This is a genomic window from Streptomyces durmitorensis (assembly GCF_023498005.1).
Lineage (GTDB): Bacteria > Actinomycetota > Actinomycetes > Streptomycetales > Streptomycetaceae > Streptomyces > Streptomyces durmitorensis.
Genome location: NZ_CP097289.1, coordinates 639,027 through 658,035 on the forward strand (window position 1 = coordinate 639,027; position 19,009 = coordinate 658,035).

Sequence of the window (19,009 nt, forward strand, 5' to 3'; positions counted from 1 at the left end):
ACTCACGAGGGGATCCGGCGGTGCATGTCCGCCACCAGGTTCCGCATCGCCATGCGGAAGATCTCGGCCTGGTGCTCGCCGAGGAAAGAGGTGTGGCCGAACACCTCCAGGACCACGAGCCCGTGGAGGTGTCCCCATGCGCTCAGGATGAGTGCGGTCGCGGGGGCCGGCAGATGTCCGTGCCCGAAGTGCGGAAGCTGTTCCAGGTACGCCCGCAGTGACGGCGAGAGCGCGGGGGCCTCGGCCGCGGCGAGTTGCTCCGCGGTAAACCCGTCGAACAGCACGCGCTCGAAGATCGCGCTCATCCTGCGCGACGCCTGGGTGGTCGAACCCTCGGCGGGTGCCGCGTAGTCCCTCAGCGGTGTCCCGTAGAGCAGCTGGAAGTGCTCGGGGTGGGCGATGGCCCACCGGCGGTAGCCCTCGGCGGCGACCACCAGACCCGGCAGGTCCGAGTCGTCCGCCGCGCTGTCGACGGCGGCCTGCACGGCATCGGTGAGGTCGTCGTACGCCTTGGTGACGACCGCGGTAACCAGGGCGTCCCGGCTCGGGAAGTAGTGGTAGAGCGCCTGCACGGTCATCTGGAGGCTGCGGGCTATCGCTCTCAACGACAGGGCCGCGGGGCCGTGTTCGGTGATGTGGCGCTCGGCGGCGTCCAGGATCTCCTGGGTGGCGGCGGCCCGGCGTCGCTGACGCAGGGTGGTCGTCGGGGCCATGGCGTGCTCCTCTGCGGTCATGCGGCGACCGTACGGCGGTCGCCCCGGTGGGCCACCCGGAAGCTGCGGGGTGTGCGGAAAATCTAACACTGCCAAATTTGCCGCCACCTCACTAACGTCGTCAGCGGCGACGAAGAGTGCGACACCGCACCTGTTCTGACGGAGCGAAAGACGCCCCGCTGAGCACCACGCCGGCCCTTCACCACTCAACTCCGGCCGCTTCGCGTCGTTTTCGCCGTACGGACACCAAAGGAGAGCGTGCGTGTTTGAACGCATAGCCGAACTGGCCATCCGCCGGTCCCGGCTCATACTCGTCGTCGCCGTCGCGGCCATGGCCCTCATGGGCGCCCTGGGCGCCGGCGCCTTCGGCAAGTTGCTGGGAGGCGGCTACGACGACCCCGCCTCCCAGTCCACCCGGGCCGGCGAAGTCATCGACGAGAAGTTCGGCGGGGAGACCAACCTCGTCCTGCTGGTCCGTGCCTCCGAAGGCCGCATCGACGACCCGGCCGCGCGCCAGAGCGCCAAGGCCCTGGTGGCCGATCTCAGGAAGGAGAAGCACCTCGAGAACGTGGTCTCGTACTGGGACACGGCAAGTCCCGACCTCCGTTCCAAGGACGGCCGCGAGGCCATGGTGCTCGCCCATGTGCGGGGCGACGACCTGGAGCGGGACGAGAACGCCAAGGGCGTCATCGACACCTACACCGGCCCGTACGAGGGCGCGCTCAGCGTCGAGGCAGGCGGCGGCGCCGCCGTGACCAGCGAGATGGGCACGCAGTCGGGCAAGGACCTCTTCCTGGCCGAGGCCATCGCCGTGCCGCTCACCCTCGTGCTGCTCCTGCTCGTCTTCGGCAGCCTGGTGGCGGCCCTGCTGCCGCTGGTGATCGGCCTCGTCGCCATCGCGGGCACGTTCGCGGAACTCTTCGTCCTCGGCAGTGTCACCGATGTGTCCGTCTTCGCGATCAACCTGACGACGGCCCTGGGACTCGGGCTCGGCATCGACTACGCCCTACTCATGGTCAGCCGCTTCCGGGAGCAACTCGCAACCGGCGCAAGCGTGGAGGACGCCGTCCGCCGGACGGTGAGCACGGCGGGCCGTACGGTCGCGTTCTCCGCCGCGACCGTGGCGGCCGCACTCGCGGCGCTGCTGGTGTTCCCGCAGTACTTCCTGCGCTCGTTCGGCTATGCCGGGGTCGGCGTCGTCGCCATCGCCGCCATCAGCACCCTGTTCGTCATGCCGGCGCTGTTCGTCGTCCTGGGGCACCGGGTCAACAGCGGACGCCTGCCGTGGGCGAAGCGCGAGCGCCCCGCGTCCCGGGCACCCCTGTGGGGTCGCCTCGCCGGCACCGTCATGCGGCGCCCCGCGCTCACCGCACTGCCCGTGCTCGCGGTCCTGCTCCTCGCGGCGAGTCCGCTCCTCGGCATCACCTTCGGCACTCCGGACGATCGCGTCCTGCCCGAGGACGCCGAGAGCCGCCAGGTCTCGTCGGTCCTTCAGGAGAAGTTCAACGGCAACGACGACGCGGCCCTCCACGTCGCCATCGACAAGCCCCTGGGCAAAGCGCCACTGGAGACGTACGCGGCCGAACTGTCCGGGCTCAAGCACGTCGTCCGCGTCGAGACCAGCCAGGGCATCTACGCCGAAGGACACTCCGAGGCGGGCGCCCCGGGCAACAAGGCCCTCGGCCGCCCCGACGCGCAGCAGATCACCGTGGTCAGCGCCTTGGTGCCGAAGTCGGACGAGGCCCAGAGCCTGGTCACGGAGGTCCGGGCGGTCTCCCCGCCCGCCGGGGCAGACCCTCTGGTGGGCGGAGTCGACGCCGAACTGGTCGACTCCAAGGACTCCATCGGCAGCCGGCTCCCGATCGCCGTGGCCCTGGTCGCCCTCACCACCTTCCTCCTGCTCTTCCTGTTCACCGGCAGCATCGTCCAGCCCCTGCGTGCGCTGCTCCTGAACATGATCAGTCTGGGAGCGACCCTCGGCGTCATGACCTGGATCTTCCAGGACGGCAACCTCTCCTCCCTGCTCGGCTTCACGGCGCAGCCCATGGAGGTGTCCATGACGGTGCTGATGTTCTGCATCGCCTTCGGCCTCTCGATGGACTACGAGGTGTTCGTCACCAGCCGCATCAAGGAACTCCACGACCTGGGCGAGGACAACGAGTCCGCCGTGACCAACGGCCTCGGTCACACCGGCCGCATCGTCACCGCGGCGGCCTGCCTGCTCGCGGTGAGCTTCTTCGCCTTCGGCACGGCCAAGCTCAGTTTCATGCAGATGTTCGGCCTGGGCAGCGGTCTCGCCATCCTCATCGACGCGGTCGCCGTGCGCGGGATCCTCGTACCCGCCGCGATGCGCCTGCTCGGCCGCTCGGCCTGGTACGCGCCCGGTTTCCTGCGCAAGGTCCACGGGCGGTTCGGACTCAGCGAAGGCCTCGCGGCGCCGGAGCCCTCGGCCGAGTCGCCGTACACGAAGGACTCGGCGCACGTCTGACCCCACGCGAGACGCGCGCCCCGCCCGCCCGGCACCTGCCGTGAGCGAGCGGGGCGCGCGGCCTGTCAGGAGAGGTAGGCCTCCACTTCGCTGAACTGTGCCGCGGGCCAGCCCGTGTTGGCCGTGACACGCAGCCGCAGGTGGCGGACACTCGGGGCGGAGGCGGGCAGGGTGACGGTGACCTTGTTGCCGCTCGCCGGGTCGAAGCGGTAGCCCTTCGCATCGGCCAGCGTGCTGTAGGTGGTTCCGTCGGTGCTGCCCTGGACCGACAGAGTCTGGGTCCTGGCCTCCCAGGCCGCGGGCGGCGGCAGCTTCAGGACGACCCTGCGCACCGCTTCGGCCTTGCCGAGGTCGACGGTGATCGACTGCGGGAAGGCGTTGTTGGTGGACTCCCAGTACGTTCCCGCGTCGCCGTCGACCGCCTTGGCCGGGGTGTAGACGTCGGCGGAGCCGGTCGCGGTGGCCGGGCGGCCCTTGGCGAGGTTGCGGTCCGGGTCGGGGTCGGGGTTGCCGCCGCCGGGCTGCGGCCAGGTCGAGCAGTCGTCCCAGGTGCTGTCCCAGCCGGAGTTGCCGCCGCCGTCGGTGAGGGTGAAGGTGCCGGAGCCGGTCGGGTAGGGGCAGTTGTAGACGCCGGCCGCGCCGACGCCGGTGGCCTTGACGTTCGACATCTTCACCGCGCCGGGCGTCTCGGCCTGGACGACGACCGTGCCCACCTTGTCGATGGTCGTGCGGTCGACGGTGACGTTCTTGACCGCCTTGCCGGTGCCGCCGCCCGACACGAATTCGTACGCGCTCCAGGGGCTGTCGGTGATCGTCGTGTCGGTAATGTTCACCGTGGCCTCGATGGCACTGTCGTACGCGTCCACGCGCAACGCGCCCATCGGGTGCTGCCAGTTGGGGTTCATGGCCCCGGTGCGGACGAGGGTGTTCCCGGAGACGGTGATGGTGCCGGCCAGCGGGAAGAACGGGTCGAGGAACTTCTGGTTGGAGATGGCGATGCCGCTGCCCAGGGCGTTGGTGTCGAGGATCAGGTTGTCCTTGACGGTGATGTCCCGGCCGCCGTAGATGGCGATGCCGTTGGCCAGGTTGGGCTGCGAGATGGTGTTGCCCGCGAAGGTCGAGTCGCTGTTGGTGGTGTTGAGGGACCACATGGCCAGGGCGTCGTCTCCGGTGTTGCGCAGGAAGTTGTTGCGTACCTGGACGCCCTTGGCCGTGCCGTTGAGGTTGAGGCCGTCGGCCGTCATGTCGAGGAAGCGGCTCTTCTCCACGACCAGGTTGTCGTTGTTGCCGGTCAGCCAGAGGCCGACCTTGAGATGCTGCAACCACATGCCGGAGACGGTGGAGTTCGGGCCGAGCGATCCGTTGACGAAGTTGTCCGGGTTGTTGTCGACCCGCTCGGTGACCTCGCCGAGCACCGCGAAGTCGTGCAGCCCCACCTTCCCTGTGGGTGCGCTCGACTGGTCGATGAAGCGTGAACTGCGCACCACCGAATGCCAGTTGCCCGCGCCGCGGATGGTGACGTTGTCCACGTTGTTCAGCGACTGGGTGAGCTTGTACTCGCCCGGCGGTATCCACACCGTGCCGCCCTTGGCCGCCGCGATGGTCTCGCGGAAGGCCTGGGTCGAGTCGCCCTGGCCGGTGGGGTCGGCGCCCTTGTCGGTGACCGAGAGTGCGCCGGACGGCTTGGCCGCGGCGCCCGCGACCTGCTCGAAGTCGGCGACGTCGACGGTGACTTGCGTGGACGTGGCCTCCAGTTTCACCTTGTCGCCGGACTGCAGGTTCTGGCCGAGCTGAAGCCGTGCGTTGTCGAAGAGGTGGTGGGTCTTGGAGCCCGCGATCCAGGAGGTGTCGACGTAGCTGTACTTCGACGTGACGGCCAATGTCCTGGAGATCTTCTGCCCGTTGACGTACACGGCCATCGAGCCCGACTGGCCGTCGGGGACGTTGTAGGCGACGTTGAGCGCGTTCGCGGCCTTGGGGAGCGTGAACTCGACGCTCTGGCCCGCCGCGAGACGCACCGCCTGGCGGCCCGACGCCTCGGATGCGACGGTGCCCTGCGTGTAGTCGGGACCGATCTTGGTGCCGTTCGTGGTCGCGCTCTCCGCCTCGACGGAGGTGAAGGGCAGGGTGGCGCCCGCGGCCGCCTCTGCGGCGTGCGCGCTGGTGCTCGCGATGCCGGTGACGAGGGTGCCGACGAGGCCCGCGGTGGCCACGGCGGCACACCACGCGCGACCCGGTCTTGTCGTACTCCTTGTGGTGCTCCTGTCAGATCTGTCCATGGGGTGGTGCACCTTCCTTGTGAGTGGGGAGGTCAGTGCTCGGTCTCGGGTGACAGTCAGACGCGCAGCCAGACCGCCGTGTCCTGCGGGAGCCGGCCCGCCCCGTCGAGGGGGCCGCTGGCCAGCAGGAGGCGCGTGTGGGCGGGGAGTTCGCAGGGCTCGGGGGCGAGGTTGACGACGCAGGCAAGGCCCGGCTCGCGTACGAAGGCCAGGACGCCGTCGGCGCCCGGCAGCCAGGTCAACGGGCCGTCGCCGAAGCCCGGTTCGATGCGGCGCAGGCGCAGGGCGGCGCGGTAGAGCGTGAGCATGGACCCGGGGTCTGTGGCCTGGAGGTCGGCGGCGTACGAGGGCCAGCCCTCCGGCTGCGGCAGCCAGGGCGCTGTCATCGACCCGAAGCCCGCGTGCGGTTCCGCGGCCGTCCAGGGCAGGGGCACCCGGCAGCCGTCGCGCCCCGGATCGGTGCCGCCGGAGCGGAAGTGCATGGGGTCCTGGATGCGGTCCAGGGGGATGTCGGCCTCGGGCAGGCCCAGTTCGTCGCCCTGGTAGATGTAGACCGCGCCGGGCAGGGCGAGGGTGAGCAGGGCGGCGGCGCGGGCGCGGCGGGTGCCGAGCGCCAGGTCGGTGGGGGTGCCGAAGGCCTTGGTGGTGAAGTCGAAGCCGGTGTCGTCGCGACCGTAGCGGGTGACCGTGCGGGTCACGTCGTGGTTGCACAGGACCCAGGTGGCGGGGGCGCCGACCGGGGCGTGCTCGGCGAGGGTGGCCTCGATGGACGTACGCAGCTTCGCCGGATCCCAAGGGCAGGACAGGAAGGAGAAGTTGAAGGCGGTGTGCATTTCGTCGGGGCGCAGATAGCGGGCGAAGCGCTCGGCGTCCGGGAGCCAGACCTCGCCGACGAAGACGCCCGCGTACTCGTCGGCGACGGCCCGCCAGGAGCGGTAGATGTCGTGCAGTTCGTCGCGGTCGATGAAGGGGTGCGGGTCGACTCCCTCGGTGAAGTCGGGCAGGGCGGGGTCCTTGGCGGGCAGGGCGGCGGAGTCGATCCGTACGCCGGACACGCCCCGCTCGAACCAGAACCGCAGGACGTCCTCGTGCTCCTGACGGACCGCCGGGTGCGCCCAGTTGAGGTCGGGCTGCTCGGGTGCGAAGAGGTGGAGGTACCACTCGCCGTCCTCGACGCGGGTCCAGGTCGACGCCGTCGCGGAGAACTGGGACGGCCAGTCGTTGGGCGGGAGTTCGCCGTGCGCGCCGCGGCCGGGGCGGAAGTGGAAGAGCTCGCGTTCGGGGGCGCCGGGGCCCGCGGCCAGGGCCGCCTTGAACCAGGCGTGCTGGTCGGATACGTGGTTGGGGACGATGTCGACGATGGTGCGGATGCCGAGCGCACGGGCTTCGGCGATCAGCTTCTCGGCCTCGGCGACGGTGCCGAACGCGGGGTCGATGACGCGGTAGTCGGTGACGTCGTAGCCGCCGTCGACCATGGGTGAGAGGTACCAGGGGCTGAACCACAGGGCGTCGACGCCGAGTTCGGCGAGATAGGGCAGCTTGGCCCGGACGCCCGCGAGGTCGCCGGTGCCGTCGCCGTCACCGTCCGAGAAGCTGCGTACGTACACCTGATAGATGGCGGCCGAGCGCCACCAGGAGGCATCGGTCGGGGAGGTGACTGCCACGTGAGGTTCCTTTCGGGCAGGTGGGACCCCGTCGCCGCGGCACGGCGGCGGTGGCGGGGTGCGCGGGGTGGGCCCGGGGGTCAGCCCTTGAGGCTGCCGGCGGTCAGGCCGCTCATGATGTTGCGCTGGAAGATCAGGAAGACGATCAGGGTCGGCAGTGAGGCGATGGCGAGGGCGGCCAGGAGCCAGTTCTCGGAGACGCTGGCGGCCAGGGAGTAGATGCCGACGTTGACGGTCTGCTTGCCGGGGTCGGGCAGGGTGAGCATCGGCCAGAGGAAGTCCTTCCAGACCGCCACGACCGCGAAGATCGACACCACGCCGAGGATCGGCCGGGACAGGGGAAGGACCACGGAGCGCAGGGTGCGCAGGGAGGAGGCGCCGTCGATGGAGGCGGCGTCGAGGAGCTCGCGCGGGATCGAGTCGAAGAACCGCTTGAGCAGGAAGATGTTGAAGGCGTTGGTGACCGAGGGAAGCCAGATCGCCCAGGGCGAGTTGATGAGGTTGCGCTCCACGATCGGCACGTCGAGGACGGTCAGGTACTGCGGTACGACCAGGACTGTGGCCGGGATCATCAGGGTGAGCAGCATCATCCCGAGGATCGCCTTGCCGAACACGGGCCGCAGCTTGGAGAGCGAGTAGGCGGCGGCCACGTCGAAGATCAGCTGGAAGGCGAGCGCGCCGAACGCGTAGTACAGGGTGTTGAACAGGAGCTGGGCCAGGTCCATCACGCCCCAGGCGTCCGCGTAGTTCTGCGGGTGGACGGCGTCGGGGACCAGGGTGGGCGGTGTCTGGGCGAATTCCTGCGGGGACTTGAGGCCGCTGGTGACCATCCAGTACAGCGGGCCGATGAAGACCAAGGTGAAGACGATGGTCACCACGGTGAAGGCGGTCCAGTACAGGACCTTGCCGCGGGGCCGGGCCAGTTGGGCCGGGGAGATCAGGGTGCGTGTGCTCATGTCCGTGCTCTCCCCCGGCTAGTCTTCGCTGCCCGCGCGGCTCAGTCGTGCGTACGCCGCCGAGAATCCGGCGAGCAGTACGAGCAGGACGAGGCCGAGCGCCGCCGCGCTGCCGTAGTTGTTGAAGGTGAACGCGTACTGGTAGATGAGGTGGACGACGGTCAGGGTCGCTCCCTCGGGGCCCGCGCCGCCGGTGAGCAGGAACGGCTCCACGAACACCTGCATGGTGGCGATGATCTGCATGAGCAGCATCAGCGAGAGGATGAGGCGGGTCTGCGGGATGGTGACGTGCCAGATCCTGCGCAGCACGCCCGCGCCGTCCAGCTCGGCCGCCTCGTACAGCTCGCCGGGGATGGACTGCAGCGCGGCCAGGTAGATCAGCGTCGCGCCGCCCATGTTCATCCAGGTGGCGGCGATGACCACGGAGACCATGGCGGTGTCGGTGTCCTGAAGCCATGCCTGTCCCGGCAGGCCGATGGATTCCAGGATGCGGTTGAACAGGCCGTAGCCGGGGTCGTAGAAGTACTTGAAGAGCAGCACCGAGGCCACCGGCGGCAGCATCACCGGGAGGTAGACGAGCAGTCTCAAGTAGCCCCGGCCGTGCCGGAATTCATTGAGGACGAGGGCGATGACGAAGGGCACGGCGAAGCCGAGGAGCAGTGCGAGGCCGGTGAACAGCAGGGTGTTGCGCCACGCCTGCCAGAAGGCCGGGTCGTTGAAGATGTAGGTGAGGTTGGACCAGCCCGCCCAGACGGTCTCGCCGTTCTCCGTCTTCTGGAAGGCCAGGATGAACTCCCTGACCATCGGATACCAGGAGAAGAGCGAGAAGCAGAGCAGGGCACCGATGAGGAAGGCGTGGGCGGTGAGGTTGCGCTTCAACGCCTGGACGAACGCGCCGCGTTCGGGGCGGGCGGCCCGGCCGTCCGTCTGCGGGGACGGCCGGGCCTTGTTCTTGGAGAGAGTGGGAGCCGACATCACTGGTTGGCCAGAACCTGGTTGACCTGTTGTTCGGCGGTCTTCAGGAGCTTGTCCGCGTCGGCGTCCTTGTTCGTGAGGACGGCCGACATCAGCGTGTCAAGGACCTTGTAGACCTCTTGGGCCTTGGGCGGCTCGGCCTTGCCCGTGACCGGCTTGTCGGTGAAGGCCTGGAAGTTCTCGACGGGCATGGTCGCGCTGGCCTTGCGGGCCTTGTCGTCCGCGGTCTTGCTCTCACCGGTCCAGAAGTTCGGCTGCGGCAGGCCCACGGGCAGTCCGTCCGCCTTGGTGCGGGCCCAGTCGAACTGGCCCTTGCCCGGCTTGAGGAACTTGAAGTTGATCCAGGCGATCGCGGCCTTGATCTGGTCGGGCGAGGAGCCCTTCTTGATCATGTAGTCGTTGCCGCCGAAGAGGGTGGCCTTCTGGCCGGGGATCGGTCCCATCCCGAAGTCGTCGTACTTCGCGCCGAGGTTCTGCACCATGTACGTGATGTCGTCGGGCGCGGCGAGGAACATGCCCAGCTTGTCGGCGGCCATCTGCTTCTGCAGGTCGCCCCACTTCAGGAGCTGGGTCTTGCCCATGCTGTTGTCGTCCCAGCGCATGGCCTTGAGGTTGTCGACGATCTGTTTGCCGGTGTCGTTGTTGAAGGCGGCCTTGGTGCCGTCCTCGCTCACGATGTCGCCGCCGAGGCCGTAGGTGGTGGCGGTGAAGTGCCAGCCGCCGTTGTTGCCTGCGCTGTACTCGCCGAAGCCCGAGACGCCGTCGCCGAGTGCGGCGATCTTCTTGGCTGCCGTGCGGACCTCGGCCCAGGTGGCCGGGGGCGAGTTGGGGTCGAGGCCGGCCTTCTCGAAGAGCTTGCGGTTGATGAGCAGGCCCATCGTGTAGTTGCTGTAGGGCAGGCCGTAGAGCTTGCCATCCTTCTTCATGACGTCGAGGACGTTCGGGTCCATGTCCTTGAGCGCCGGGACCGACTTGTCGTTGACGTAGGCGCTGATGTCCTGCGCGCCGTCGTTGTCCAGGACCTGCTGCAGATCGGTGAAGTAGGTGTAGAAGACGTCCGGTTGGGACTTGGCCTTCAGCATCGCCGTGAAGCGGGGAGGCTCCAGGCAGGGGTCGGTCTGCTTCCCCTGGATCGTGACGTTCGGGTACTTCTTGTTGAACGCCTTCACGTCCTCCTTCCACTGCTTGAGCTCGCCCTTCTCGGCGGCGGGCGGCATGCAGTCGATGGTGAGCGTGACCTTGGTCTTCGGGTCGAGGGGGGCGGCGGCGTTGGCCGCGTCGGCACCCTTGTCCCCGCCGGAGTCGCCGTCGTCGCTGCTGCTGGTGCCGCAGGCCGCGAGGGCGGTGAGGGCGAGCGCGGAGGCGACGGCGACGGTGGCCGTACGGGCGCGGTGGGTGCGGATCGTCGTGCGGCCTGCCGCACGGCTGGTGGTGCGGCGGCGGATACGTCGGAGATACGGCATTCCGGAGCTGCTCATCGGTGGACCCCTTTGGACAGCGCCGCCTGCCCAAGGGCAGGGACGGCATGGCAGGAGCAGGAAGCCCACAGCTGCGCGGACTGTGTGGCGGCGCTTACTCAAGCACCGTCGACAGATCCGCGCAATATCTCGCGCGATGATTGAAAGAAATTGACAGTGGGTTCGTGACGACTCTGCGCGGCCCCACGAAACGGACTCCTCTGCTCCTACGCCTGCGGGGGCTGCCCCCGTTCCTACGCCTGCGGGGGCTGCCCCGTCGAGCCGCGCACCACCAGCTCCGGTTCGAAGAGCAGCTCCTCCGTGGGCACCGCGCTCCCGGCGATCTGCAGCGCGAGGAGCTCGACCGCGGCGCGCCCCATGGCCTCGATCGGCTGACGCACCGTGGTCAGGGGCGGTTCGGTGCACGTCATGAACGCCGAGTCGTCATAGCCGACCACCGAGACGTCGCGCGGGACCCCGAGCCCCCGGCGGCGCGCGGCGCGCACCGCTCCGAGCGCGAGGGGGTCGCTCGCGCAGACGATGCCGGTGACCCCGGCGTCGAGCAGCGCCGCGGCGGCGGCCTGGCCGCCCTCGATCGAGAACATCCCCCGCGCGACATGCTCATCCGGCAGCACGCCACCGGCCTGCTCGGCGATCGCGCGGGCAGCGGCGAGCTTGCGCTGCGAGGGCATGTGGTCGGCGGGCCCGAGCACCAGGCCGATGCGGCGGTGGCCGAGCGAGGAGAGATGCCGCCAGGCCTGCTCGACGGCGACCGCGTCGTCGCAGGAGACCGCCGGAAAACCGAGGCGCTCGATGGCCGCGTTCACGAGGACCACCGGGATCTTGCGCGCCGCGAGCCGCTTGTAGTGGTCGTGCGGGGCGTCCGCCTGCGCGTAGAGGCCACCGGCGAAGACGACGCCGGACACCTGCTGTTGCAGCAGCAACTCGACGTAGTCCGCCTCGGAGACACCGCCCTTGGTCTGGGTGCACAGCACGGGGGTCAGCCCCTGCTGTGCGAGCGCTCCGCCGATCACCTCCGCGAACGCCGGGAAGATCGGGTTCTGCAGCTCGGGCAGCACCAGACCCACGAGCCGGGCCCGCTCGCCGCGCAGCTGGGTGGGCCGCTCGTACCCCAGGACGTCCAGGGCCGAGAGCACGGACTGCCGGGTCGCGTCGGAGACCCCCGGCTTGTTGTTGAGCACGCGGCTGACCGTGGCCTCGCTGACCCCGACCTTCCGCGCCACCTGAGCAAGTCGTCGCGTCATGCACGCAAGAATAGTGCAATTCTTGCGTTCTGTTTGCGTGCTTGCTGAATCCGTTCGGGATCGTCACATGTGACCGGCGGACCGGCCTGCCGGGGACCGAACGGGTGAGGGCGGATCGTTTCGGCGGCACAACTCCGTCTGTTCAGGTATCTCTGCTGGTCAGGACGGGAATGCGGGATGCGTTCACGTGCCGTACCCAGCAAAGGAAAATGATCCATGCGTCTTCGTCACTCACTGGCCGCCGCGGCCGGTGCCGCTGTGCTGATCCTGACCGTGCCCGGCTCCGCGTACGCGGCCGAGGGCGACTTCAGCTACACGTACATCGACAGCAGCGGCGAGGAAGAGCAGGCCACGCTGCACGACCCGGCCAGCGGGGAGTGCATCACGCTTGCCGAGGCGGCCGAGGAGTACAGCCAGCCGCCGGCCCACTCCCCCAAGAACCGCACCGACTCCTACGCGATCGTCTTCACGAACGCCGACTGCTCCGGCGACGACTTCACGCTGCGCCCCTACACGGGCGGCGCGAGCGAGCGGTTGAAGCTCCGGTCGGTCCTGTTCTCCTGATCCGGCGACGCAGTGGTGCCTGCCCAGGCCGAGGGCCTGGGCAGGCACCCGGTCTGGGCAGTCACCCGTGTCACACCTCAGGGGATCTTGGCCACCGCGACGTAGAAGCCGCTCAACTCGGCCTTCGGTGCGGGAGATTCCTTGTACCAGTGCGTCGCCGTCACCAGGCCCGGCTCAACCAGTTCCAGCCCCTCGAAGAAGCGCTCGACCTCCGCGCGGCGCCGCATCCTCAACGGCACCTGGCCCTTCTTGTAGGTGTCGGTGACGGAGTCCGCGAGCTCGGGGTGCTCGTCGGTGGTGCCGTGCGACAGCACCAGATAGCTGCCGGAGGGCAGCGCGTCCACGAGGGTGCGCGTGAGGGCGTAGGGGTCCTCTTCGTCGGTGATGAAGTGCATCAGGGCGATGAGGGAGAGCGCGATGGGCTGGTCGAAGTCCAGGAGTTCACGGGCGTGGTCGAGGATCGCCTCGGGTCGGCGCACGTCCGCCTGGACGTAGTCCGTGGCGCCTTCCGGGCTGCTGACCAGCAGTGCTTCGGCGTGCCGCAGCACGATGGGGTCGTTGTCGGCGTACACGACCCGGGAGCTGGGAGCGATCGCCTGGACGATCTGGTGGAGGTTCGGCGCGGTGGGGATGCCCGTGCCGATGTCGAGGAACTGCCTGACACCGTTGTCAGCGAGCCAGGCTGCGGCGCGGTTCATGAACGCCCGGTTCCGCGCCGCGTTCGCGCGGGCCTCGGGCGGCAGCTTCTCGCCCATCTCCTGATCGACGAGGTAGTTGTCCTTGCCGCCCAGAAGCCAGTCGTAGACACGCGCGGGGTGCGGCTTGCTGGTGTCGATCTGGACGTTGGTGTCGTCATCAGTCATCCGTGGCTCCCCTACGTGTCCGACCGGGTTCAGTGCGCGGCGGGCGACGTACGTCCCGTCCCAGCCGACAAAGATCTTCCGAGCCTACAGGCCCCGACGTCAACTGTTCTGGCTGGTGAGGCAGTTCGTCGCGGTCACGCCGAGAGCATCGGGCAGGCAGATCCTAGAGCTGCCGAAGGTGGTCGCGCAGGGTGCGGGCGGCCTGCGCCATGAGGGCGTCGGCGCCGGGCTGCGCGCCGGCGGGCACGAGGGACTCGGTCAGGACGGCGATCGCGAAGGACTGGCCGTCGGAGTGCTCGACGACACCGATCTCGTGGCGCAGGTTGAGCAGGGTGCCGGTCTTGGAGGACCAGGTGCTCGCGTCGGAGCTGAAGTCCGGGGTGAGCCGGTGCCGCAGCACGTTGTGGGCCATGAGGTCGCGCAGCCGCTCGGCCACGTCCGGGTGGATCTTCGACGGCGTCCACAGCGCCTGCAGCAGGTCGGTGTAGGTGCGCGCGCTGCCGGTGTTGGCGCGGGTGGTGTCCAGCTGCGGAACCCGGTGTCCGCGTCCGCTGGTGCCGGCGTCGATGGCCAGGGCGTGGGCGAGATGGATCTGGTCGGCGTCGAAGCGTTCCACGGGGGTGTCGAAGAGCTCGCCCACACACGTCCGGACGGCGATGCCGCGGATGCCGAGCTCGTGGAGGATGTCGGTGACCTGGGCGGGCGGGGTGAGCTCGAACAGCGCGTCCGCGGCCGTTCCGTCGCTCAGACAGGTGCTCAGATAGAGCAGGTCGTCGATCGCGATCCGGGCGGGGTGGCGGAATCGGCTCAGACCGGTGGGGCCCGGCGTGGTGACCCGCCCTGGCTGCACCTCGAGCAGCGTCGCTCCATCGAGCTCGCCGCGCCGGATCCGCTCGACCGTCGCGAGCGCGAGCGGGACCTTGACCAGGGAGGCGGAGGGCAGGTGGGTGTCCGCATCGATCCCCAGCTCGTCTCCTGTGTGCAGGTCCCGCACGAGCAGGCAACCGCGCAGGCCGCCGTCGCGCAGCTGCACGCGTATGTCACGCAGCAGCGCCTCGGTGTGCACGCCGCCCACCACCATGCCGCTGCCCGTGCCACTGCTCATACCGGCCCCCATGCCACCGTCCATGCCGCTCCCCGGTCCCCCGTTCGCCCCGCCGATCATCACGCCGTCCCTCCCCTGATCCCTGCCTGGGCATCCGCGCCCAGGCAGCGGGCCATGGCATCGCCGAGGCGCGCTTCGATGTGCTGCGGATTGCCGTCCGCCGCGGCGGCCAGGGCGAATCCCCGGCCGAAGGTGATCTCGCCGATGGGCCGCCAGGTCAGGGCGAGTTCATCGGCCTGTGCGCGGGAGCACAGCAACAGGTCGCCCGAGCAGAGGACTTCGGCCGCGGCGCTCGTCAGATCGGCGGCGGCGACCAGTTGCGCGGGCCGCAGGCCCACCGCGTCGCGCAGGCGCGTCAGCGGATCGCGGATGTGCGGCACGTCGTCCTCCGGCTGGATCCAGACGCGGCGGGCAGGACCGGAAGAGGCACGTCCGACCCGCAGCGTCTCGAGGTAGACGCGCCGCACACCGGGATCCCGGGCGCCGGCGAGCCCCAGCGGCACGGACCACGTCGCCTCGTCCGCGGGCACCGCGAGCAGGGCGGCGCGCACCTGCTGCGCGTGGAGGAGCTCCCGCCGCCGCGTCGGCCCCGCGACCCGCAGGTCGAGCGTGACACCGTGGCCCCGCCCCTCGGCGACGAGGCGGGCGAGGCCGACCGTGGAGCAGATGCCGGGCACCGCGAGCCGCCACGGCTTGGCCTTGACGGCTTCCGCCTCGTCAAGGAGTACGTCGGCCGCCTGCACAAGCTGCCGGGCCGTCGGCAGCATGTCCCGCCCGAAGGGGGTGAGGACGGCGCGCCTCGACGTGCGCTCGAACAGCGGCTCACCGAACCGTTCCTCGAGCGCGGCGACGCGACGGCTGGCCACCGACTGGGACATCCGCGCCGCGGCGGCTCCGTCGGTGAAGCTTCCGTACTCGCTCACGCTCACGAACGCGCGACACGCTCCCACCAGATCCACGCCCAAAACCCTATGCCAGATCAGCATGGAACCGCGCATGAGCGTATTGGACCGCATACGCACCCGAGCGCGAGGGTGGCTCTGGCACTCACGACCACGTACCGGGACGGAGCCGTGCCGCCCCGTCCCCTATGCGCCCTGCCCCTGGGGCGCCCCGGAGGTTTGGCCCATGCAGTACACCCGTGTCCGTAGCGCCGTTCTCGGTGCGTTCGCCACGATCTGCCTCGTCCCGCTCGTGGCCTGCGCGGACGGTGACTCCACGGCCTCGTCGTCGTCCTCCAAGGCGGCCACGAAGCCCGCGGGAACCGCGAGGTCCGCAACGGCGGCGAAGCCGTTCGCCCGTGATTTCAAGGCACTTGAGCGCAAGTTCGACGCGCGTCTCGGCGTCTACGCCGTCGACACCGGTACCGGGCGCGAGGTGGCCTACAACGCCGGTGAGCGCTTCGCCTACAACTCCACGTTCAAGGCCCTGGAAGCCGGAGCCGTCCTGCGCAAGTACTCCCTGAGCGGCCTCGACCGGAAGATCACGTACTCCAAGGACGACCTGGTCGCCAACTCCCCCGTGACCGAGAAGCACGTCGAGACCGGAATGACCGTGGGCGAACTGTGTGACGCCGCCGTCCGCTACAGCGACAACACCGCGGCCAACCTGCTCTTCGACACGCTCGGCGGGCCCAAGGGCCTGGACGCCGTACTCGAGGAGCTGGGCGACGACGTGACACGGATGGATCGCCGCGAGCCCGATCTGAGCACGTGGGTCCCTGGCGAGAAGCGGGACACGAGCACGCCGCGGGCGCTGGCCAAGGACCTGCGCGCGTTCGTGCTCGGGGACGCCCTGCGCAAGGGCGAGCGCGCACAGCTCACCAAGTGGCTGCGGACCAACACCACCGGGGACCACACCATCAAGGCCGGTGTGCCCAAGAGCTGGGTGGTCGGCGACAAGACGGGAACCGGCTCCTACTACGGCGCCCGCAACGACATCGCCGTGGTGTGGCCGCCCGACAGTGCCCCCATCGTCGTGTCGATCCTGTCGAACCGCTCCAAGAAGGACGCCGAGCCCGACGACAAGCTGATCGCGGAGGCGGCCTCCGTGGTCGTCGACTCGCTGTCGTAGCGGGCGGTACGCCGTTCGCTGTCGTAGCAGGCGGTACGCCGCCGGGGCGCGCGCCCCGGCGGCCGAGCACCGAATCGTGCGCGCGGCGGGCCCCGCAGCGCGAAGCCACTCCAAGGAGCCCTTGATGACGGATGTCGCACCACTCACCGGACCCGGCCACAGACCCGGCCGCAGACCCGGCCGCAGACCCGCGAGGAAGGGCCCCCGCGTGGTGGTCGCGGCGGGGCTGACGCTCGCGCTCGCCGCAGGCATCGGCTACGCCGCGGAGCTGGGCCCCTTCGACCCCGGCCCTCAGATACCGGACCCGGAGGCGACGAGGCAGGCGCGTGCCTTCCTGGCCGACTGGGAGGCGGGCCGCATGGACCGGGCCGCGGCGCTGACCTCGAGCCCCGAGCAGGCGGAGCGTGTCCTGCAGAGCTTCACCGCCGGGCTCGACATCAGCAAGCCGACGCTGACCCCGGGGGCGACCACGGTCGGCGACGACGGTGCCGTGACCGTGGCCTTCACCGCCAAGATGCCCGTGACCGAGCTGGGCACCTGGACCTATGACTCGGCCCTGCCCCTGCGCAAGCAGGACGACGGCGCGTGGAAGGTCGACTGGGCGCTGTCCCTCGTCCATCCGAAGCTGAGCAGCACGGAGAAGTTCCGCCTGGAGCGGGAGGACTCGGCCGGGCCCACGATCACGGACCGCGAGGGCAGCGACCTGTCGGCCGAGACGCACCCGTCCCTCGGCCCGCTCCTCCCGCAGATCGCCGGGGGCAGCGGTGCCGGTCCGCGCGGCGCGGTCCAGCGCGTCGACCGGGCCACCGGTGACGTCAAGGGCACGGAGGCCTCCTTCGGCAAGAAGTCCGACCGCCCCGCCGACCGGCCCGTGGCGACCACCCTGGACGCCACCTGGCAGTCCGCCGCGGAGAAGGCGCTCACCGCCGAGGCCGACGGCAAGGACGCCGCGCTCGTCGCCCTGCGGATAGACGACGGCGAGATCCTGGCCGTGGCCAACTCCCCCACCTCCGGGTTCAATCGCGCCGTCTCGGGCACCTACGCGCCCGGCTCCACCTGGAAGATCGTCACCACCAGCGCACTGCTGCTCAAGGGCGCGGTCGCGCCCGGCGATGTCGTGGACTGCCCCCAGTACCTCACCGTCGGGAAGCGGTTCCAGAACGTCGAGACCTCCGAGTACCGGGGCGCCACCTTCCGCAAGGACTTCACCGCCTCGTGCAACACCGCGTTCATCAGCCTGCGCGACAAGGTCGGTGACCAGGAGCTGGGCGATGTCGCCGGCAAGTACTTCGGGGTCGGGCAGAAGTGGCGGGTCGGCATTCCCTCGTACGACGGGTCGGTCCCGGTCCCCCGCGACCAGACCGAGAAGGCCGCGTCGATGATCGGGCAGGGCAGGGTGCAGGCCAACCCGTTGATCATGGCGTCCGTCACCGCGACCGCGGTGTCCGGCACGTTCCACCAGCCCACCCTCACCAGCGGCAAGGACACGACCACGACCACCCCGCTGCCGCGCGAAGTCGTCAAGCAGCTGCGCGAGTTGATGCGCGCGACGGTCACCGACGGCACGGCATCCGTCCTTGCCGACCTGCCCGGCGACGTGGGGGCCAAGACCGGCACCGCCGAGGTATCCGACGACGCCCCCAACAACGGCTGGTTCGTCGCACACCGCGGCAACGTCGCCGTGGCCTGCGTCGTCGAGAAGGGCGTCACCGGCGGCGCATCCGCGGGGCCCGTGGTCCGCAGCCTCCTGGGCGCCGTGCCCGACGATCCCTCCTGACGGCGGGCCCGCCCTGCTCGCGGTCAGCGCCCGTGGCACATGAGCGCCCGTGGACGTCAGCGCATGGACCTCAGGAGTCGCGGCACTCCACGTGGCCCCAGCCGTGCGCGTTCTTCGCGATCTTCTCACCGGCGGCGTAGGGCTTCTGGCAGTGGCAGCGGCCGGGGAACTTGGCCTTGATGACAGCGCCCGAACTGCCTGAACCCCCCTTGCCCGCACGCGCGGTGGAGCTCTTGCGCGGCCGGGCGGCGGGTGAGGCGCTCATGCGCTCGGGGCGCGGCTCCGGGATCGTGAGCGCCCCGTGGACGGTGCCTGCGGGCTCCTGCGAGGTGGCGGCGTCGCTGGCCGCGACGTCGGCGATCGCGTTGAGGTGATCGCCGTCCACCTGGTGGGCGGCGACGTGCCGGAAGGTCACCGTGCGGCCCTGCAGCAGCGCGTCGATGCGTACGACGAGCTCCTTGTTGGCGACCGGCTTCTTCGCCGCGGTGAGCCATCCGTTGCGCTTCCAGGACGCGATCCACTTGTTGACCGCGTTCATCGCGTACTGGCTGTCCATCCGGACCTCCAGCGGCACCGCGGGGTCCGTGGACTCCAACAGCTCGGCCAGCGCGGTCAGTTCGGCCACGTTGTTCGTGGCGTGGCCCAGCGGACCGGCCTCCCAGCGCTGCGGGCGCTCATCGGCATCGGCGACCACCCAGGCCCAGGCCGCGGGTCCGGGGTTCTTCTTCGCGGCTCCGTCACAGGCGGCGATGATCAAGTCAGACATCCCTCGATGATGCCAGCCCGCGGGCGGCGCGCAGGCCACCGCCCCTCCGGCACCGCCCGCCGGG

Annotated in this window: 15 protein-coding genes; 4 read left to right on the plus strand and 11 right to left on the minus strand. The window is 69.9% G+C overall.

The features are described from left to right. Positions 1-2: 2 nt before the first annotated feature. Complete coding sequence (locus tag M4V62_RS02725; protein ID WP_249585577.1) at positions 3-734, minus strand: TetR/AcrR family transcriptional regulator; 732 nt, start codon at positions 732-734, stop codon at positions 3-5. 241 nt (positions 735-975) lie between these two features. Between M4V62_RS02725 and M4V62_RS02730 the strand changes: the two genes are divergently transcribed. Beyond that, positions 976-3,201, plus strand: a complete 2,226-nt coding sequence (locus tag M4V62_RS02730) for an MMPL family transporter (RefSeq protein ID WP_249585578.1) — start codon at positions 976-978, stop codon at positions 3,199-3,201. A 65-nt stretch (positions 3,202-3,266) separates the two neighbouring features. Here M4V62_RS02730 and M4V62_RS02735 read toward each other — a convergent pair whose 3' ends face one another. From M4V62_RS02735 to M4V62_RS02760, 6 genes are all read right to left on the minus strand, one after another. Next, positions 3,267-5,480, minus strand: a complete 2,214-nt coding sequence (locus M4V62_RS02735; RefSeq protein WP_425574975.1) for a discoidin domain-containing protein — start codon at positions 5,478-5,480, stop codon at positions 3,267-3,269. A gap of 56 nt (positions 5,481-5,536) precedes the next feature. Continuing rightward, positions 5,537-7,144 carry a glycoside hydrolase family 13 protein gene (locus M4V62_RS02740; protein WP_249585579.1) on the minus strand — a complete coding sequence of 536 codons (1,608 nt, stop codon included), beginning with the start codon at positions 7,142-7,144 and terminating at the stop codon, positions 5,537-5,539. A gap of 80 nt (positions 7,145-7,224) precedes the next feature. Continuing rightward, the gene (locus tag M4V62_RS02745) at positions 7,225-8,100 is read right to left on the minus strand and encodes a carbohydrate ABC transporter permease (protein ID WP_249585580.1); all 876 of its coding nucleotides are present in this window, start codon (positions 8,098-8,100) and stop codon (positions 7,225-7,227) included. A gap of 18 nt (positions 8,101-8,118) precedes the next feature. After that, complete coding sequence (locus M4V62_RS02750; protein ID WP_249585581.1) at positions 8,119-9,075, minus strand: carbohydrate ABC transporter permease; 957 nt, start codon at positions 9,073-9,075, stop codon at positions 8,119-8,121. After that, a complete protein-coding gene (locus M4V62_RS02755) occupies positions 9,075-10,553 on the minus strand; it encodes an extracellular solute-binding protein (RefSeq protein ID WP_249585582.1) in 1,479 nt (492 codons plus the stop codon). The genes M4V62_RS02750 and M4V62_RS02755 overlap by 1 nt, the downstream gene beginning before the upstream one ends. Before the next feature lie 233 nt (positions 10,554-10,786). Next, positions 10,787-11,797: a LacI family DNA-binding transcriptional regulator gene (locus M4V62_RS02760; RefSeq protein ID WP_249585583.1), complete on the minus strand. Its 1,011-nt coding sequence runs from the start codon at positions 11,795-11,797 to the stop codon at positions 10,787-10,789. 216 nt (positions 11,798-12,013) lie between these two features. Between M4V62_RS02760 and M4V62_RS02765 the strand changes: the two genes are divergently transcribed. Continuing rightward, positions 12,014-12,361, plus strand: a complete 348-nt coding sequence (locus tag M4V62_RS02765; RefSeq protein WP_249585584.1) for a hypothetical protein — start codon at positions 12,014-12,016, stop codon at positions 12,359-12,361. Between the two features lie 77 nt (positions 12,362-12,438). Here M4V62_RS02765 and M4V62_RS02770 read toward each other — a convergent pair whose 3' ends face one another. From M4V62_RS02770 to M4V62_RS02780, 3 genes are all read right to left on the minus strand, one after another. After that, on the minus strand, positions 12,439-13,224 hold the full coding sequence (locus M4V62_RS02770; protein ID WP_249585585.1) for an SAM-dependent methyltransferase: 786 nt from the start codon (positions 13,222-13,224) through the stop codon (positions 12,439-12,441). Between the two features lie 163 nt (positions 13,225-13,387). Next, complete coding sequence (locus M4V62_RS02775; RefSeq protein ID WP_249592671.1) at positions 13,388-14,290, minus strand: serine hydrolase; 903 nt, start codon at positions 14,288-14,290, stop codon at positions 13,388-13,390. A 98-nt stretch (positions 14,291-14,388) separates the two neighbouring features. Next, complete coding sequence (locus tag M4V62_RS02780) at positions 14,389-15,315, minus strand: LysR family transcriptional regulator (RefSeq protein WP_249585586.1); 927 nt, start codon at positions 15,313-15,315, stop codon at positions 14,389-14,391. A 142-nt stretch (positions 15,316-15,457) separates the two neighbouring features. On the opposite strand from M4V62_RS02780, the gene bla reads away from it, so the two are divergent. Continuing rightward, entirely contained in the window at positions 15,458-16,402 is a 945-nt protein-coding gene (gene bla, locus M4V62_RS02785; protein WP_249585587.1) for a class A beta-lactamase, read from the plus strand. A gap of 124 nt (positions 16,403-16,526) precedes the next feature. After that, complete coding sequence (locus tag M4V62_RS02790) at positions 16,527-18,179, plus strand: penicillin-binding transpeptidase domain-containing protein (protein ID WP_249585588.1); 1,653 nt, start codon at positions 16,527-16,529, stop codon at positions 18,177-18,179. Between the two features lie 70 nt (positions 18,180-18,249). Here M4V62_RS02790 and M4V62_RS02795 read toward each other — a convergent pair whose 3' ends face one another. Beyond that, on the minus strand, positions 18,250-18,945 hold the full coding sequence (locus tag M4V62_RS02795) for a ribonuclease H family protein (protein ID WP_249585589.1): 696 nt from the start codon (positions 18,943-18,945) through the stop codon (positions 18,250-18,252). Positions 18,946-19,009 lie beyond the last annotated feature (64 nt).

Bases quoted from the DNA above. Each gene is read 5' to 3' on its own strand.
- M4V62_RS02760 (WP_249585583.1), bottom strand. From the start codon at position 11,797: ATGACGCGACGACTTGCTCAGGTGGCGCGGAAGGTCGGGGTCAGCGAG.
- M4V62_RS02745 (WP_249585580.1), bottom strand. From the start codon at position 8,100: ATGAGCACACGCACCCTGATCTCCCCGGCCCAACTGGCCCGGCCCCGC.
- M4V62_RS02750 (WP_249585581.1), bottom strand. From the start codon at position 9,075: ATGTCGGCTCCCACTCTCTCCAAGAACAAGGCCCGGCCGTCCCCGCAG.
- M4V62_RS02765 (WP_249585584.1), top strand. From the start codon at position 12,014: ATGCGTCTTCGTCACTCACTGGCCGCCGCGGCCGGTGCCGCTGTGCTG.
- M4V62_RS02755 (WP_249585582.1), bottom strand. From the start codon at position 10,553: ATGAGCAGCTCCGGAATGCCGTATCTCCGACGTATCCGCCGCCGCACC.
- M4V62_RS02795 (WP_249585589.1), bottom strand. From the start codon at position 18,945: ATGTCTGACTTGATCATCGCCGCCTGTGACGGAGCCGCGAAGAAGAAC.
- M4V62_RS02790 (WP_249585588.1), top strand. From the start codon at position 16,527: ATGACGGATGTCGCACCACTCACCGGACCCGGCCACAGACCCGGCCGC.
- M4V62_RS02780 (WP_249585586.1), bottom strand. From the start codon at position 15,315: ATGCTGATCTGGCATAGGGTTTTGGGCGTGGATCTGGTGGGAGCGTGT.
- M4V62_RS02735 (WP_425574975.1), bottom strand. From the start codon at position 5,480: ATGGACAGATCTGACAGGAGCACCACAAGGAGTACGACAAGACCGGGT.
- M4V62_RS02770 (WP_249585585.1), bottom strand. From the start codon at position 13,224: ATGACTGATGACGACACCAACGTCCAGATCGACACCAGCAAGCCGCAC.
- bla (WP_249585587.1), top strand. From the start codon at position 15,458: ATGCAGTACACCCGTGTCCGTAGCGCCGTTCTCGGTGCGTTCGCCACG.
- M4V62_RS02725 (WP_249585577.1), bottom strand. From the start codon at position 734: ATGACCGCAGAGGAGCACGCCATGGCCCCGACGACCACCCTGCGTCAG.